This is a genomic window from Isoptericola sp. NPDC056578, assembly GCF_042793275.1.
Classification (GTDB): Bacteria; Actinomycetota; Actinomycetes; order Actinomycetales; family Cellulomonadaceae; genus Isoptericola.
In genome coordinates this window covers 1-13,304 of the sequence record NZ_JBHTVC010000023.1, presented here as the reverse complement: position 1 = coordinate 13,304, position 13,304 = coordinate 1, and the positions used below count along the sequence as shown (strand labels likewise).

Sequence of the window (13,304 nt, the reverse complement as noted above, 5' to 3'; positions counted from 1 at the left end):
GCCGGGTCCGTCCGGCCGCCCCGCTGCCCTGTCAGGCCGGGTCCGCCCGGCCGCCCCGCTGCCCTGTCAGGCCGCGGTCGCCGCGACCCAGCCGTCGAGCACCCGGACGGCCCCGCCCTCGTCGACGCTGCGGGCGGCGAGCTCCATCCCCGCGGCCAGCCGCTCGACGAGCGAGCCCTGGCCGGTGCCGGGCAGGCTCCCGTCGGCGACGAGGCCCGCGGCGGCGTTGAGCAGCACAGTCTCGCGCACCGGGCCGCGGTCGGTCCCGTCGAGGACCCGGCGCGCCACGCCCGCGTTATGGGCGGCGTCGCCCCCGCGGAGGTCGGCGACCTCGATGCGCTGCAGGCCGAGGTCCGCCGCGGCGTCGAGCCGCTGCTCGACGACCGCGCCGCCGCGCACCTCCCACACGGTCGTGCCGCCGGTGGCCGCGAGCTCGTCGAGGCCGTCGTCGCCGCGGAACACGAGCGCGTCCGTCCCGCGGCTCGCGAACACCCCGGCCATGAGCGGCGCCATGCGGGCGTCGGCACAGCCGACCGCCGTCGCCCCGGGCTGGGCGGGGTTGGTCAGCGGGCCGAGGAAGTTGAACGCCGTGGCGATGCCCAGGTCGCGGCGGGCCACGCCGGCGTGCCGCATCGACGGGTGGAACAGGCCGGCGAAGCAGAACGTGATGCCGACCTGCTCGGCCAGGGCCGCGACCCGCTCGGGTGCCTGGTCGAGGCGGATCCCGAGCGCCTCCAGCACGTCCGCCGAGCCCGACGACGAGGACGCCGCGCGGTTGCCGTGCTTGACCACCCGCAGCCCGGCCCCTGCGATCACGACCGCCGCCATCGTGGACACGTTCACCGTGTGGTGCCGGTCGCCGCCCGTGCCGACGATGTCCACCGTCCTCCCCGGGACCTCGATCCGCGTGGCGTGCGCGAGCATCGCGTCAGCGAGCCCCGTGAGCTCCGCGGCCGTCTCCCCCTTGGCCCGGAGCCCGACGAGGAAGCCGGCAAGACGCGTCGGGGGCACCTCGCCCGACATGACCTCGTCCATGGCCCAGGCCGTCTCGGCGGTGGTCAGGTCGCGCCCGGCGACCAGCTCGGTGAGGATGCCGGGCCAGGTGAGGTCGGAGGCCGGGTCGGTGGAGGCCACGGAGGTCCCTTCGGGGTCGGAGCAGGACGCCCTCCGACAGGGCGTGGGCGGCCCCGCGGCGGGTCAGGCGGCTGCGGTCAGGAAGCCGGCCACCGTGCGCTGCAGCTCGATCGCGTCGAGCGGCCTCGGCACCACGGCGTCGGCGAGCGACCACGATGCTAGCCATCCGTCGTCGGGCCTGCCGGTGAGGACCACGACGGGCGGGCAGCGGTACACCTCGTTCTTGAGCTGGCGGCACAATCCCATGCCCCCGGACTTGTCCGCCTCTCCGTCCAGCACGAGCAGGTCCCACCCGCCGCGGTCGGCCGCCGCGATGAGCGCAGCCGGCGTCGCGACCTCCGCCCACGCGATCTCCGGGGCGTGCGCGCGCAGACGAGGGCCGACGGCGGTGCGCACGTGGGCGCGGACGGTGCGGTCGTCGCTGTAGAGCAGGATGCGCGGCCCCCGGGCCGCCGGGCCCGTGCGGGCCGTCGGGACGATCGCTCCGGTCGGGCTGGTCGGGCTGGTCGGGCTGGTCGTCGTCGGGTCCGTCTGGTCCGTCTGATCCGTCAACTGTCTGGCTCCCCTTCGCGGACGTGCACGGCTTCGGGCACGGTCACGACGTCCGCCACCCGTACCGCGGCCGTCGGACGTCGACGTTTGCTGGCATCGTGGCACACTCGCGTCACCTCGGGCAGGTGCCGAACGTGGTCTTTTACTGGCACTCTCCACGGATCCGTCACCTCGTAGTGGCAGAGTGGCGAGTTTCCGCAGATTCTGTGCACATCGACTTCGCGCAAGGCCCGCCCGGGTGGCTCGAACCGGCCGTATGTCGGCCATAATGGCTGACGTGTCGACCGCAACGGCTGCTGCCCCCCATGCCCACCAGCACGTGAGCGTCAACCGTCCGAACCCCGTGTCGGTCGGGACGATCGTCTGGCTCGCGAGCGAGCTCATGTTCTTCGCTGGCCTCTTCGCGATGTACTTCACCGTCCGGTCGGTGATGCCCGAGGCGGAGTGGGCCGCTCAGGCGGACAAGCTCAACATCACCTTCTCGACGATCAACACCACCGTGCTGGTGCTGTCGTCGGTCACCTGCCAGATGGGCGTGTGGGCCGCCGAGCGGTTCAAGCCGGTGCGCTCCGGCTCCCTGCTGCAGGTGAACAAGTGGGGCATGCACGAGTGGATGACGCTCACCTACCTCATGGGTGCGTTCTTCATCGGCGGCCAGATCTTCGAGTACACCGAGCTGGTGCACGAGGGCCTGACCATCTCGTCCAGCCCCTACGGCTCGGTCTTCTACCTGACCACCGGCTTCCACGGCCTCCACGTGCTGGGCGGCCTCATCGCCTTCCTGTTCCTGCTGGGGCGTTCCTTCGCCGCCAAGAACTTCGGCCACCACGAGGCCACCACCGCGATCGTCACGTCCTACTACTGGCACTTCGTCGACGTGGTGTGGATCGCCCTCTTCGCCGTCATCTACCTCCTGCGCTGAACCCCCCGGCCGGCGTCGCCGCCGGCACTGACCCTGCACCTTCGATCTGCGAGACGAGGATCATTTCGTGAAGGCACTCGCCGCCCGCAGGCACCACCGGTTCGCGCCGGTCGTGCTGTTGCTGCTGGCGCTGCTGGTCACGGGCGGCGTCTACGCCGCCCTGGCCCCGAGCCCGGCCCAGGCCGACACCGCCAGCACCGCGGACATCGAGACCGGGAAGAAGCTCTTCCAGGCCAACTGCGCCACCTGCCACGGCCCGAACGCGGAAGGCACCACCGAGGCGCCCTCGCTCGTCGGCGTCGGCGCGGCCGCGGTCGACTTCCAGGTCTCCACCGGCCGGATGCCGATGCAGATGAACGGCCCCCAGGCCGAGGCCAAGCCCCGGCAGATGGACGAGGAGCAGACCGCCGCGCTCGCCGCGTACGTCGCGTCTCTCGGCGCCGGCCCGGCCATCCCCACCGACGAGCAGGTGGACGGGAGCAAGGGCGACGCCGCCAACGGCATGGCGCTGTTCCGCACCAACTGCGCCATGTGCCACAACGCCGTGGGCGCCGGTGGCGCCCTCTCGGAGGGCAAGTTCGCGCCGCCGCTGTGGGACACCTCCGGCCGCAACGTGTACCAGGCCATGCTCACCGGCCCGCAGTCGATGCCGGTGTTCAACGACGCCAACATCACCCCTGACGAGAAGCGCGACATCATCGCCTTCCTCGACGAGCAGGACCAGGGCTCGGCCGGTGGCCTCACCCTGGGCTCGCTCGGCCCGGTCAGCGAGGGCCTCTGGGCCTGGATCATCGGCATCGGCCTGATCATCGGCGGCGCGGTGTGGATCGGAGCGAAGTCCTCGTGAGCGAGAACCAGAACCCCCAGGGCCCGTCGCGCGACGTGGCCCGGCACGACGGCGACGGCACGGTCGCCCGGACCGACCGTTTCGCGGACCCGGGCGTCCCTGCGCACCACCCCCGCCTGACGGACACCGACCCCAAGGCCGCCAAGCGCAACGAGCGGATCATCGCGATCCTCTTCGCCGTGTCGTGCCTCGGCACGATCGGCTCGATCGTGGCCTACTTCGCCGTCCGGCCGGACGGCACCACGCCCGGCGTGCGCCTCTCGACGGTGCTGCTCGGCGTCGCGATCGCGATCTCCCTCTTCGGCATCGGCTTCGCGGCCGTGCACTGGGCCAAGACCCTGATGTCGGGCAAGGAGTACGTCGAGGAGCGCCACTCGAGCAGCAGCTCGGAGGACGTGCGCGAGGTCGTCCAGCAGCAGTTCAAGGACGGTCTCGAGGACTCCGGCATCGCCCGCCGCCCCGTCCTCAAGGGCGCGGTCGTCTCCGCGCTCGCCCTCTTCCCGCTGACCATCGCCGTGCCGCTCGTGTCGAGCGTCGGTGGCACGTGGAACGTCGCCTCGTTCCGCCACACGATCTGGAAGAAGGGCGTCCGCCTGGCGTACGACCCCTCCGGGCGCCCGATCAAGGCCTCGGACCTCACGGTCGGCTCCGTCGCGCACGTCATCCCCGACGTGCCCGCCGAGGAGCGCGAGTCGCACGAGTGGATCACGGAGAAGTCGAAGGCGGTCGTGCTCCTCGTGCGCATGGACCCCCGCGACCTCAAGCGCGACCACCGCGAGGGCGCCTCCTACGACGGCATCGTCGCGTACTCGAAGATCTGCACCCACGTCGGGTGCCCGGTCGCCCTCTACGAGCAGCAGACGCACCACCTGCTGTGCCCGTGCCACCAGTCGACGTTCGACATCGCGGACGGTTGCAAGGTGGTCTTCGGACCGGCCAAGCGCCCGCTGCCCCAGCTGCCCATCACCGTCGACGACGAGGGGTATCTTGTGGCTGAGGACGACTTCAACGAGCCCATCGGCCCGAGCTACTGGGAGCGCCTGAAGTGAGCACCACGACCACTCCCCCCGCCACGGCGGAGCCGACGACCGTGATCGGCAAGTCCGCCGACTACCTCGACCAGCGGACCAAGGTCGGCGTGCTCGCGAAGCAGCTCGTCCGCAAGGTCTTCCCGGACCACTGGTCCTTCATGCTCGGCGAGATCGCGCTGTTCTCGTTCGTCGTGCTGCTCATCTCCGGCGTGTTCCTGGCGATGTTCTTCGACCCGTCGATGGCGCTCGTCACGCACCACGGCGCTCCGGCGACGATGGACGGCCAGCTCATGTCCACGGCCTTCTCGTCGACGCTCAACATGTCGTTCGAGGTGCGCGGCGGCCTGCTCATGCGGCAGATCCACCACTGGTCGGCGCTGATCTTCGTCGCCGGCATCGTGGTGCACATGATGCGCGTCTTCTTCACCGGCGCCTTCCGCAAGCCCCGCGAGCTCAACTGGCTGGTCGGCACGATGCTGCTGATCCTCAGCCTCCTCGCCGGCTTCTCGGGCTACTCGCTCCCGGACGACGTGCTCTCCGGCAACGGCCTGCGCATCACCGACGGCGTCATCAAGTCGATCCCGATCATCGGGTCGTACCTCTCCTGGTTCGTCTTCGGCGGCGAGTTCCCGGGCGAGCACATCATCCCGCGCCTGTTCACGGTGCACATCCTGCTCGTGCCCGCGCTCATCCTGGCGCTGGTCGGCGTGCACCTGTTCCTCATGGTGCTGAACAAGCACACCCAGTACCCGGGCGGTGGCCGCACCGACAAGAACGTCGTCGGCTACCCCGCGGTCCCGGCGTTCGCCACGAAGATGGGCGGCAACTTCTTCATCATCTTCGGCGTGCTGGCCCTCATGGGCGGCACGATGGCGATCAACAACGTCTGGAACTACGGCCCGTACGACCCGTCACCGGTGTCAGCGGGAGCCCAGCCGGACTGGTACATGCTGTTCCTCGAGGGATCGCTGCGCCTCATGCCGGGCCAGGCCGAGATCGTCACGTGGGGCGACTTCACGCTGTCGCTGAACATCCTCGTGCCGGCGGTCATCATCCCGGGCCTGCTGTTCACGTTCCTCTTCGTGTACCCGTTCGTCGAGGCGAAGGTGACCGGCGACCACCGCGAGCACCACGTGCTCGACCGCCCGCGCAACGTCCCGGCCCGCACGGGCCTCGGCGTCGCGTTCCTGACGGCGTTCGTCATCCTGGCGCTGGCCGGGTCGAACGACCTCATCGCGACACACTTCGCCCTGTCGATCAACACGATCACCTGGGTCTTCCGGATCCTGTTCTTCGTCGGCCCGGTCTTCGCGTTCTGGGTCACGAAGCGGATCTGCCTGGGCCTGCAGCGCAAGGACCGCGAGCTGGTGCTGCACGGTCACGAGACCGGCCGCATCGTCCGGTTCGCCAACGGCGAGTACATCGAGGTCCACCGCCCGCTCGACGAGCAGGAGCGCTGGCTGCGCGTCAACTACGAGGCGCACCGACCCCTGGAGGTCGAGCCCGCGACCGACGCCCGCGGCGTCAAGCGCAAGGGCTACAAGAAGGACAAGCGCTGGCAGAAGCTGTCGCAGTTCTTCTACGAGGACCGGGTGGAGCCCGTGACTCCGGCCGAGCTGGCCGCGGCGCACGCCCACGGCGAGCACGACGAGCTCGAGCCCGCCCACGACACCCCCGAGCTGGTCTCGGGGTCTGGCAACGTCGAGCGGGAGCACTGAGTCTCCTGCAGGCTGGAACGGTGGCCCGCGCTCCCCTCCCCCGACTCGTCGGGCGGGGTGCGCGGGCCGTCGTCGTCCCCGGCCGATGAGTTCGGTCGGAGACCGGTCGTCGACGACGTCCCCCATCGCACGCCGGGCACGACGTGCGGCACGCAACCGGAGGTAACTCAGCATGGCTGTCTACACGCTCCCTGACCTGCCCTACGACTACAGCGCCCTCGAGCCGCACATCAGCGGCAAGATCATGGAGCTGCACCACGACAAGCACCACGCCGCCTACGTCACCGGCGCCAACACCGCCCTGGAGAAGCTCGCCGAGGCCCGCGAGTCCGGCGACAACGCCGCGGTGAACCTGCACGAGAAGAACCTCGCGTTCAACCTCGGCGGCCACACCAACCACACCGTCTTCTGGAACAACCTCTCCCCCGAGGGCGGCGGCCAGCCCGAGGGCGAGCTCGCCGAGGCCGTCAAGGACGCCTTCGGCTCGTTCTCGACGTTCCAGGCCCAGTTCGCCGCCGTCGCCACCGGCATCCAGGGCTCCGGCTGGGCCGTGCTCGGCTGGGACTCCATCGGCCAGCGCCTCGCGATCTTCCAGCTCTTCGACCAGCAGGCCAACGTCCCCGTCGGCATCACCCCGCTGTTCATGCTGGACATGTGGGAGCACGCCTTCTACCTGGACTACCTCAACGTCAAGGCCGACTACGTCAAGGCCGTGTGGAACATCGCGAACTGGCAGGACGTCGCCGCGCGCCTCCAGCGCGCCCGCACCCAGACCGCCGGGCTCATCGTCCCCGCCTGACCCGCTCAGCCCGCACAGGGCGGCGCAAGCACGCGCGAGGGCCCCGCACGCATCCGCGTGCGGGGCCCTTCGTCGTCCTCTCCGAGCTGCGCGGCAGCCTCGGGATCAGTTCTGGCCGAACTCCGAGTACGGGATCACGTCCTCGTCGGCGGGCGCCTGGACGTCGATCGGCTCGCCCCACTTGCTGAACGTCGACTCGACGACCATCTCCTGGCCCTCGACCTCCATCGTGATGTCGGCCTCCACGGGCAGCCCCTTCGGGTCCACCTTGTACACCGCGGAGATCTCGCCGAGCTGGTCCGCGGTCGACGCATCGATGCCCGCCGTGCCGTCCTTCACCTTGGACGGGTCGATCGTGGCCGTGTAGACCTCGGTCTCGACGCCGTCGACGGTCTCGGAGCCGGTGTGCTCGAACGAGGTGACGGCGTCGGCCATCGCCTCCGCCTGCGAGGCGGCGTCCATGGACTCCATCGAGTCGATCGTGCCGGCCAGGGCAGGGTCGTCCGCCATGTCCTCGGCGGTCATCGACAGGTACTTGCCCTGCGTCATCTCGCCCATGGACAGGTAGATCGTGCCGTCGAGCAGCACGATGTCCATGTCCATGCCCATGACCGCCATGGTCATCTGCAGGGTCGTCTCCTCGAACGTCGGGCCGTAGGCGACGTCGGCCGTCGTGGTGCTCTCGGTCATCCCGGCCGACTCGGCAAGCTCCCCCGAGTAGGTCAGCTCCATGTGCGCAGTCGAGGCCTCTCCCTGCGCGGCCTTCATCTTCCCGGCCAGGTCCGTCATCGTCGAGACCGTCGCGATCTCCGCCGCCTGCTCCTGGGCGGCCTGCTCGCCCCCGGCGGGTGCCGGGGACGCGCCCCCGCAGGCGCTCAGGGCGAGGGCGACCAGGCCTGCCGACGCCAGGGCCACGGTCTTCTGGGGGACGCGCATGCTGCTCCTTCTCGGGGAAACGTGAGACTTCATTGCATCACGGGACCGTCGTCCCATGGGCGGGTCGGACCGCGCGGACGCCGATCGTTGCCGATCCGTGTCCCGCGACGTCGCCTCCCCCCGGAACGGCGAAGAGCCCCTCACGCGAGTCGCGTGAGGGGCTCTCGTCAGAGCAGGAGCGTCAGTGGGCGTGCTGCCCGCGGCTGAACTCGAACACCCAGCCGACGAGCCCGATGACCCCGAGGATGAAGCCGATGTACAGCACCCACCAGCCCACGGCGAGCCCGAGGAACGCGACCGCGGCGGCAGCGGCGATGACCAGCGGCCACCAGCTCCACGGCGAGTACACGCCCTGGTCGCCGGCGCCCTGTTCGATCTCGCCCTCCTCGTCGTCCTCCGGGCGAGGGTCGATGCGACGCGCGGTGAGCGCCAGGTAGGCGCCCACCATGGCGACGAGCGCCCCTACGAGGGGGATGCCGAGGTAGCCGACCGGCTCCTGGAAGTGCGTGACCAACCCGTAGATCACGCCGACCAGGACGAAGAACGGGGCGAGGAACAGGAAGAGCTTGATCTCGATCTTCACTTGCGGTTCTCCTCCTCGTCGTCGATCACGGTGGTGGTCGACTGTGCGGCCGACGACTGCGCGCTGTCGCGTCGCTCCTCGACGAGCTGCTGGTGCCCCCGGCGCTCCGGGTCACCGAAGACCTGGTTGAGCGGGCCGTGGCCCGGCGCCTGCTCCATCGCCGCGACCTCGGGGTGGTGCAGGTCGAAGGCCGGCGACTCCGAGCGGATGCGCGGCAGCGAGGTGAAGTTGTGCCGCGGCGGCGGGCAGCTGGTGGCCCACTCGAGCGAGCGGCCGTAGCCCCACGGGTCGTCGACGGTGACCTTCGGCGCGTTGCGCCAGGTCGTGTACACGTTCCACAGGAACGGGAGGGTCGAGGCGGCCAGGATGAACGCGCCGATGGTCGACACCTGGTTCTCCCAGGTGAAGCCCTCCTCGGGCATGTAGTCCGCGTAGCGGCGGGCCATGCCCTCGACACCCAGCCAGTGCTGGATGAGGAAGGTCATGTGGAAGCCGACGAACAGCAGCCAGAAGTGGACCTTGCCGAGCCGCTCGTTGAGCATCCGGCCCGTGAACTTCGGCCACCAGAAGTAGAAGCCGGCGAACATCGCGAAGACCACGGTGCCGAAGACCACGTAGTGGAAGTGCGCCACCACGAAGTACGAGTCGGACAGGTGGAAGTCCAGGGCGGGGCTCGACAGGATGATGCCCGTCAGACCGCCGAAGAGGAAGGTCACGAGGAAGCCGATCGACCACAGCATGGGTGTCTCGAACGTGAGTTTCCCGCGCCACATCGTGCCGATCCAGTTGAAGAACTTCACGCCGGTCGGGATGGCGATCAGCATCGTCATGAAGGCGAAGAAGGGCAGGAGCACCGCACCGGTGACGTACATGTGGTGGGCCCACACCGTCACGGACAGCGCCGCGATCGCGATCGTCGCGTAGATCAGGCCCTTGTAGCCGAAGATCGGCTTGCGGCTGAAGACCGGGAAGATCTCCGACACGATGCCGAAGAACGGCAGCGCGATGATGTAGACCTCGGGGTGGCCGAAGAACCAGAACAGGTGCTGCCAGAGGATCGCCCCGCCGTTCTCGGGGTTAAAGACCTGCGCACCGAGGCGACGGTCGGCGCCCAGCGCGAACAGCGCAGAGGCCAGCGGCGGGAAGGCCATCAGCACGAGCAGGCTCGTGACGAGCGTGTTCCACGTGAAGATCGGCATCCGGAACATGGTCATGCCCGGCGCGCGCATCGTGATGATCGTGGTGATGAAGTTGACGGCACCGAGGATCGTGCCGAAGCCCGCCAGCGCGAGCCCGAACACCCAGAGGTCTCCGCCTAGCCCTGGACTGAACGTCGTATTCGACAACGGCGCATAGGCGAACCAGCCGAACGACGCGGCGCCCTGCGGGGTGAAGAATCCCGCCCCAGCGATGAGGCCGCCGAAGAGGAACAGCCAGTACGCGAACATGTTGAGCCGCGGGAACGCGACGTCGGGCGCACCGATCTGCAGCGGCATGATCACGTTGGCGAAGCCCGCGAACAACGGCGTCGCGAACAGCAGCAGCATGATCGTGCCGTGCATCGTGAAGAGCTGGTTGTACTGCTCCTTGCTCTGCACGACCTGCAGGCCGGGCATGAACAGCTCGGCGCGGATCAGCAGGGCGAGGATGCCACCCACGGCGAACCAGATGAACGACGTGATGAGGTACAGGTAGCCGATCGTCTTGTGGTCGGTGGAGGTGATCCACTTGACCACGGTGCGACCGAGGTTCTGGCGCTTCGGCGCGAGACCGGGGATGACCTCGACGTCGTGCGCGGGGGCAGTCGTGGCCGCCATCAGTTCTCGACCTCCGGGAGGGTGTCTTCCTGCGGGAAGTTCGCGTCGTGCTGCTGGCGGTTCAGGTCGAGCCCGAGCTCGCCGGTCTGGCCCGCGGCCTCGAGGTCGGCCATGTGGGCGTCGTACTCCGCCTGCGACACGACCTTGACGTTGAAGAGCATCCCGGAGTGGAACTCGCCGCAGAGCTCGGCGCACTTGCCGGCGTACGTGCCCTCACGGGTCGGGGTGACCTGGAAGGTGTTCGTCCGGCCCGGGATCATGTCCTGCTTGTACAGGAAGGCGGGGATCCAGAAGGAGTGGATGACGTCGCGCGAGTCCAGGGTGAACTCGACCGTCTGGTCGACCGGGAGGTACAGCGTCGGGACGTCCTTCGACGTGCCCGGGGCGCCGTCCACCTCGTCGTCGAGCGTCTGGCCGCCGACGTCGAGCAGGTGCTGCCCGGAGTCGTAGACGTCGTCGTCGAGGTAGTTGAAGTCCCAGCTCCACTGCTTGCCGATGACCTGGATGTTCACGTCCGGCTCGGCGCTGGTGTCCTGCACCGCCGACATGTCGCGGTCCGTGTAGAAGAACAGGACGAGGATCATGATCGTCGGCACGGCCGTGTACATGATCTCGAGCGGCATGTGGTAGCGCGTCTGGATCGGGAGCTGGTGGTCGTCCCGACGCTTGCGGTACGCCGCGACGCACCACAGCATCAGGCCCCACGTGATCACACCGACGATCAGCGCCGCGATCCAGGAGCCGACCCAGAGGTTGGTGATTCGCTCGGTCTGGTTGGTCACCTCCCCGTCGCTGTAGCCGGGCAGGTATCCGCGCTTGACGGAGTCGCTGGCACAACCGGAGGCCAACACGGCGACGGCGCCGGCGATAGCCGTCGCGCGCAGGATGACCCGCCGGGTGCGGGTGGGGCTCTTCGAGTGCAAGGGAGGCCTTTCACGTCACGTCCTGCCCGACCGCCACGGCCCCTCTGGGCAACAGGCACGCGGACAGGACCTTCGTCCTCGATGAAGTGCAGCCTAGCGCGCCCGGAGCAGGTTCGACGCCGCAAAAGCCCCCTCGGGGCGTGACTCTTTCCGCACGGGACGTCCACATCTCCTTCTTGCACACAGACCCCTGGAGAGTGTCAGATCGATCCTCAGGAGTGTCAGATCCTCGGAGCGCTCCCGGACCCCGACGGACCGGACCTCGAGACCCCGAAGATGGCACGATCGTGCCCCGGGCGCGCTTCGGGCGCCCGCCCGACCCGCCCGCCGACGGTGTCGGGACGCAAGTCAGCCCCCACGGAGCACGCCTGTGACCGACACCACCGACCCGACCGGGAACCACTCCCCCTCGGCGCCGTCCACCCCGACGTCCCAGGCGGCGACCGCGGCGACGTCCTCAGCGACCGCCGGCTCACGGGTGCACCTGGACAACGGCGGGGGCGCCCCGCTGCACCCGCTCGCGCGGCAGGCCCTGCTGCAGGCGCTCGAGGACGGCTGGGCCGACCCGCACCGGCTGCACACCGAGGGACGCCGCGCGGCGCGGCTGCTCGACGGCGCACGAGAGGCCGTCGCCGCCGTCCTCGGCGCGCGCACGGAGGAGGTGCGCTTCACCGCCAGCCACGCGTCCGCCCTCCGCGACGCCCTGCTGGGCACCGCGCAGGCCCGGCGCCGCGCGGGTGGGGACGTCGTCGTGGGCGCCACCGAGCGCGCGGCGGTGCTGCACGCGGCGGCGGCGGCCGCAGGGGCCCAGGAGGGCGAGCGCGTCGTGGTGGACGTCGACCGCCACGGCCGCGTCGACGCGGCCACCTTCGCGGAGCGGGTCGCGCGACCCGGCGTCGCGCTCGCCGCGCTCCAGCACGCCAACGGAGAGGTGGGCACGCGACAGCCGCTGGCCGTCGTGCACGACGCCGCGCGGGCGGCGGAGGTGCCGCTGCTCGTGGACGCGGGCGCGTCGCTGGGTCACGACGTCGTCCCCGACTCCTGGGACCTCCTCGCCGCCCACCCGGCCGACTGGGGCGGGCCCGCCGGGATCGGCGTGCTCGCCGTGCGCCAGCGCGTGCGTGCCGTCCCGCCCGGGCCGGAGGACGCCGACCCCTGGGCGCCCGGCGGGGTGAGCGTGCCCGCCGCGTTCGCCGCCGCCGTGGCCCTCCAGGCGACGACGGCCGACCGCGCCGCGCAGGACGAGCGGCGCCGGCTCCTCACGGCGCGCGTGCGGGCGGCGGCCGCCGCCGTTCCCGACGTCGAGGTGGTGGGCGACCCGGACGACCGGCTCCCCCACGTCGTGACGTTCTCCTGCCTGTACGTGGACGGAGAGGCCCTCGTGACCGAGCTGGACCGGGCCGGGTTCGCGGTCGGCTCCGGCTCGGCCTGCACCGCCAGCACCCTGGAGCCGTCGCACGTGCTCGCGGCGATGGGGGTGCTCACGCACGGCAACGTGCGGATCGCCCTCGACCGGTCGACCACCGAGGACGACGTCGACCGCTTCCTCGCGGTCCTGCCGGGCGCCGTCCGGCGGGTGCGCGACGTGCTCGGGGTGGCCGGGCTGTGAGCACCGACGGCGCAGGGTCTGGCGCAGAGATCGGCGCAGGGGTGGACGCCGTGGTGGTCGACGCCCGCGGCCTGCGCTGCCCGCTCCCGGTGATCCGGCTCGCCGCGGCGGCCCGCGACCTGCCCGCCGGGACGCTCGTGACCGTGCTGTCGACCGACCCGGCGGCCCGTCTCGACGTGCCCGCCTGGGCCCGGATGCGCGGGCACGCGACGGTCGGCGAGACCACGACCGGGACCGAGGCCGAGACCGGAGCGGTGGAGGAGCCCGACGACGACCGGAGCGGCGACGAGGACGGCGGGACCGCTCCGACGACGTGGTCGATCACCGTGCGTCTGGGCGCCGCCTCCTGATCCGCGACGACACTGATCCACGGCGACATTGGCCCGCAACGACACCGCCCCGCAACGACGACGGCCCGGCCGCCCCGTGGGGG

Annotated in this window: 13 protein-coding genes; 7 read left to right on the top strand and 6 right to left on the bottom strand. The window is 70.5% G+C overall.

Annotated features, from left to right (window positions below):
• Positions 1–66: 66 nt before the first annotated feature.
• Entirely contained in the window at positions 67–1,134 is a 1,068-nt protein-coding gene (trpD, locus tag ACFQ80_RS11070) for an anthranilate phosphoribosyltransferase (protein WP_430551056.1), read from the bottom strand.
• Positions 1,135–1,197: 63 nt separating this feature from the next.
• The gene (locus ACFQ80_RS11065; RefSeq protein ID WP_430551265.1) at positions 1,198–1,614 is read right to left on the bottom strand and encodes a hypothetical protein; all 417 of its coding nucleotides are present in this window, start codon (positions 1,612–1,614) and stop codon (positions 1,198–1,200) included.
• Between the two features lie 340 nt (positions 1,615–1,954).
• On the opposite strand from ACFQ80_RS11065, the gene ACFQ80_RS11060 reads away from it, so the two are divergent.
• From ACFQ80_RS11060 to ACFQ80_RS11040, 5 genes are all read left to right on the top strand, one after another.
• On the top strand, positions 1,955–2,608 hold the full coding sequence (locus ACFQ80_RS11060; protein ID WP_430563693.1) for a heme-copper oxidase subunit III: 654 nt from the start codon (positions 1,955–1,957) through the stop codon (positions 2,606–2,608).
• 67 nt (positions 2,609–2,675) lie between these two features.
• Positions 2,676–3,455, top strand: coding sequence for a c-type cytochrome (locus ACFQ80_RS11055; protein ID WP_430551054.1), 780 nt, complete (start codon positions 2,676–2,678; stop codon positions 3,453–3,455).
• Complete coding sequence (locus tag ACFQ80_RS11050) at positions 3,452–4,504, top strand: Rieske 2Fe-2S domain-containing protein (RefSeq protein ID WP_430551053.1); 1,053 nt, start codon at positions 3,452–3,454, stop codon at positions 4,502–4,504. Before ACFQ80_RS11055 ends, ACFQ80_RS11050 begins: the two co-directional genes overlap by 4 nt.
• Positions 4,501–6,204 (top strand): cytochrome bc complex cytochrome b subunit, encoded by a 1,704-nt coding sequence (locus tag ACFQ80_RS11045; protein WP_430551052.1) that lies wholly within the window; start codon positions 4,501–4,503, stop codon positions 6,202–6,204. The genes ACFQ80_RS11050 and ACFQ80_RS11045 overlap by 4 nt, the downstream gene beginning before the upstream one ends.
• 172 nt (positions 6,205–6,376) lie before the next feature.
• A complete protein-coding gene (locus ACFQ80_RS11040) occupies positions 6,377–7,003 on the top strand; it encodes a superoxide dismutase (RefSeq protein WP_430563692.1) in 627 nt (208 codons plus the stop codon).
• 105 nt (positions 7,004–7,108) lie between these two features.
• Here ACFQ80_RS11040 and ACFQ80_RS11035 read toward each other — a convergent pair whose 3' ends face one another.
• From ACFQ80_RS11035 to coxB, 4 genes are all read right to left on the bottom strand, one after another.
• The gene (locus tag ACFQ80_RS11035) at positions 7,109–7,939 is read right to left on the bottom strand and encodes an LppX_LprAFG lipoprotein (RefSeq protein WP_430551050.1); all 831 of its coding nucleotides are present in this window, start codon (positions 7,937–7,939) and stop codon (positions 7,109–7,111) included.
• A 181-nt stretch (positions 7,940–8,120) separates the two neighbouring features.
• Positions 8,121–8,522, bottom strand: a complete 402-nt coding sequence (locus ACFQ80_RS11030; protein WP_430551049.1) for a cytochrome c oxidase subunit 4 — start codon at positions 8,520–8,522, stop codon at positions 8,121–8,123.
• Positions 8,519–10,339 (bottom strand): cytochrome c oxidase subunit I, encoded by a 1,821-nt coding sequence (gene ctaD / locus ACFQ80_RS11025; protein WP_430551048.1) that lies wholly within the window; start codon positions 10,337–10,339, stop codon positions 8,519–8,521. The genes ACFQ80_RS11030 and ctaD overlap by 4 nt, the downstream gene beginning before the upstream one ends.
• On the bottom strand, positions 10,339–11,262 hold the full coding sequence (gene coxB / locus ACFQ80_RS11020; RefSeq protein ID WP_430551047.1) for a cytochrome c oxidase subunit II: 924 nt from the start codon (positions 11,260–11,262) through the stop codon (positions 10,339–10,341). The genes ctaD and coxB overlap by 1 nt, the downstream gene beginning before the upstream one ends.
• Before the next feature lie 478 nt (positions 11,263–11,740).
• On the opposite strand from coxB, the gene ACFQ80_RS11015 reads away from it, so the two are divergent.
• Positions 11,741–12,871 carry a cysteine desulfurase family protein gene (locus tag ACFQ80_RS11015; protein WP_430563718.1) on the top strand — a complete coding sequence of 377 codons (1,131 nt, stop codon included), beginning with the start codon at positions 11,741–11,743 and terminating at the stop codon, positions 12,869–12,871.
• On the top strand, positions 12,868–13,221 hold the full coding sequence (locus ACFQ80_RS11010) for a sulfurtransferase TusA family protein (protein WP_430563691.1): 354 nt from the start codon (positions 12,868–12,870) through the stop codon (positions 13,219–13,221). Before ACFQ80_RS11015 ends, ACFQ80_RS11010 begins: the two co-directional genes overlap by 4 nt.
• The last annotated feature ends 83 nt before the right edge of the window (positions 13,222–13,304 follow it).